The 2660-nt window shown below is 66.2% G+C and carries 4 protein-coding genes and 1 pseudogene; all 5 read left to right on the plus strand.

The annotated features are described in order from the left end of the window. Positions 1-61: 61 nt before the first annotated feature. The gene (locus DXK32_RS31790; RefSeq protein WP_114862141.1) at positions 62-424 is read left to right on the plus strand and encodes a hypothetical protein; all 363 of its coding nucleotides are present in this window, start codon (positions 62-64) and stop codon (positions 422-424) included. Between the two features lie 86 nt (positions 425-510). Next, the gene (locus tag DXK32_RS31795) at positions 511-885 is read left to right on the plus strand and encodes a hypothetical protein (RefSeq protein WP_114862142.1); all 375 of its coding nucleotides are present in this window, start codon (positions 511-513) and stop codon (positions 883-885) included. Between the two features lie 81 nt (positions 886-966). Continuing rightward, positions 967-1227 carry a hypothetical protein gene (locus DXK32_RS31800; RefSeq protein ID WP_114862143.1) on the plus strand — a complete coding sequence of 87 codons (261 nt, stop codon included), beginning with the start codon at positions 967-969 and terminating at the stop codon, positions 1225-1227. Positions 1228-1353: 126 nt separating this feature from the next. After that, complete coding sequence (locus DXK32_RS31805; RefSeq protein WP_114862144.1) at positions 1354-2085, plus strand: recombinase family protein; 732 nt, start codon at positions 1354-1356, stop codon at positions 2083-2085. Beyond that, positions 2070-2660, plus strand: a pseudogene (locus DXK32_RS31810) (hypothetical protein); the annotation flags it as partial. The gene DXK32_RS31805 and the pseudogene DXK32_RS31810, both read left to right, overlap by 16 nt.

Below are 2660 nucleotides of genomic sequence, written 5' to 3' on the forward strand. Positions count from 1 at the left end.
CGCTTCGGCGGGCCGGTTCCCCACAGCTCCTACACCACGTTCAGGGACGTGACCCAAGATCGTGTCGAAAGACCACGCCTATCCGTCCTACCGCCGCATCCGCGCCGAGATTGGCGGGGGTTCCCTGCGCGACGTATCCCGCTTCATCCATGACATCAGGAAGACCGATCCTCACCTCTTCGTCATTCAGAAGGGCGCGGCCAGCACGTCGCGCGATGCCTTTGCAGGAGGGCCGGTTGACGTCCAGTCCTGCGCCGCGGCCGAGCAGATGCGGCATGCCATCGACGGCGCCTTGACGGCCTTCATCGCGTCGATCGATGCCATGCGGCAGGAGGAGAGGCGCCTCGCCGCCGAACAGCACACCACCGCGCTGGCACCCTGCAGAGTGAAAGCGCGGCTTGCCGGAGCGAACTGCACGCCCTGACGGCCGAGATCGCTGAACAGGAGCAGGGCTACGAGGATCTGGCTCTGGAACATGACCGGATCACGGAAGACCGCAACCAGCTGGCGGTGACGGTCGCCCAGCAGGGCGCGGCGCTGACCCGGATGTCAGCGGAGATGGAGGATTGGCAGCTGCAGGCGGCGGATGCGAAGGACGCTGTTGAGACCGTGAACCGCCTTCTGTCGGAAGAAAAGGCTGCCCTCCTGCGCTGCTCGCTGCAGTTCGACCAGCTGCGTTCTAAACTGACCGCCAAGCATCAGGTGGAGCAGGCGCTGGACGAAGCGCGCCGTGAGAACGCCCGCCTGCGGGGGCGGCTGGAGGTTCTGGAACCGTTGGCGGCAACGCTCGCGGCATCCGCCCATCGTGAAGCCGCTGGCAAGGTGAAGCCCGGCAAGCATGGCTCGTTGGGGCTGCCGGCCATGGCCGCGCCGCCCGATCCCTGACCGCACCGATGACCGGGTTGGCGTCGGCGACGCCGATCTGCCGCTGTGTTTCCGCTTCGGCCGCTATCGGACCATATCGTCATGGCCGCTCCCACCATGGACTTTCCACCCGTGCCCCACACCACCGACTCCCCCGCCGCGACGACGACGCCCGCTGTCCAGCCGCCCCAGCAGGAGCCACGGACCGTTCCGCTCGAGGAGCTGCTCGGACTGGCCCGCATTCTGGCGCGCCATGAGATGCGCCGGCGCCCGTCCCAGGCCGGCTTCATGACGTTCGCTGCCGGCCTCGCCCTTGTTCTTCTCGCCGCCCTGATCGCGTTCTCCCTGAAGGCCCTGCGATGACTGTCCTCCACCACCCCCGGCTCCGCGCCGTCATCTACGCCCGCTACTCAACCGACAAGCAGCGCCAGGAACCTCAAGCTGTTCACGCCGCACCTTGGCAAAATCACCACGCTCCACATCGCCATCATGGGCATGATGGCACAGGTGCAGCTCAAGCAGACCGGTCAGAAGACCCGACGCAGCCACCTCGGCCTCGCGAAGGAAGGACGTATTCCCGGCGGCAAAGCCTATGGATACGACGTCGTCGACGGCGACAAGGAGGGTGGCGGGTACCGCCGCATCAATGCGGACGAAGCCGCCGTTGTCCGCCGCATCTTCACGCTGCACGCCGACGGCATGAGCCCCCGCGCCATTACGCGCCTGTTGAACGATGAGAACGTTCCAGGCCCCAGGAGGAGGAGATGGGTCGATACCACGATCCACGGACAGGTCGCCCGCGGAACCGGTATCCTCAACAACGCCAACTATGCCGGCATTCTGGAATGGGGACGTTGCGAGTTCGTCAAGGATCCGGGAAACGGCAAGCGCGTCGCCCGTATCAACCCTCAGGAGAAGCGGGAGATTGTCAAAGTCCCCGAGTTGTGCATTATCGACGACGTTCTATGGAACCGTGTCAAGGCGCGACAGGAGGCGGTTGCCACCGAGATCGGTCGGGACGAGCAGGGCAACGCCCTGAACCGTGTGCATCGGCGGCGCTTCCTTCTGCCCGGCGTGCTGGTGTGCGCGTCTGCGGCGGCCGCTACACCATCATGGGCAAGGACCGCTACGGCTGCGCCGGCCACCGGAATTCCGGCACCTGCCCAAACGACCGCACCATCAGCCGGCAGACGATCGAGAACCGCGTGCTCGCCGGGCTGAAGGAGCGCCTGCTCGGCGCCAACGTGGTCGCCGCCTTTGTCGAGGAGATGGCGGTGGCGCAACGGCGTGATCAGGCCGAGGCCAGGAACCAACGCGGCGACCGGAAGCGCGCCCTCGCGCGCATCGACCGGATGATCGCGTCGATCCTGGAAGCAGTGGAGAACGGGATGTACAGCCCGTCTCTGAAGGAGCGGCTGGAGGCCGAGCGTACTGCTCTCGCCGCCGAGATCGGCGCCCTGGAAACAGAGGCGCCGGAGATGCTGCTGCCGGCCAACCTGCCGGAGCTGTACCGGCGGAAGATCGCGGAGCTCGAGTCCGTGCTCGGCGACGGCGACGAGGGGATGGCCGCGATGGAGATGATCCGGTCCATGGTCGACCGCGTCGTGCTGTCCCCCTGCCCCTCGGGCGCCGGGCTGGAGGCGCAGCTTCATGGCGACCTGCTGGCGATCCTGGAGGCGTGCGCCGAAGCAAACCCGAAATGCCAAAAGCCCGCCTCTTGCGAGACAGGCTTTCAACGCTTTTTTTGGTTGCGGGGGCAGGATTTGAACCTGCGACCTTCAGGTTATGAGCCTGAC

The organism is Azospirillum brasilense, from assembly GCF_003349955.1.
In the GTDB taxonomy this organism is placed as follows: Bacteria; Pseudomonadota; Alphaproteobacteria; order Azospirillales; family Azospirillaceae; genus Azospirillum; species Azospirillum brasilense_B.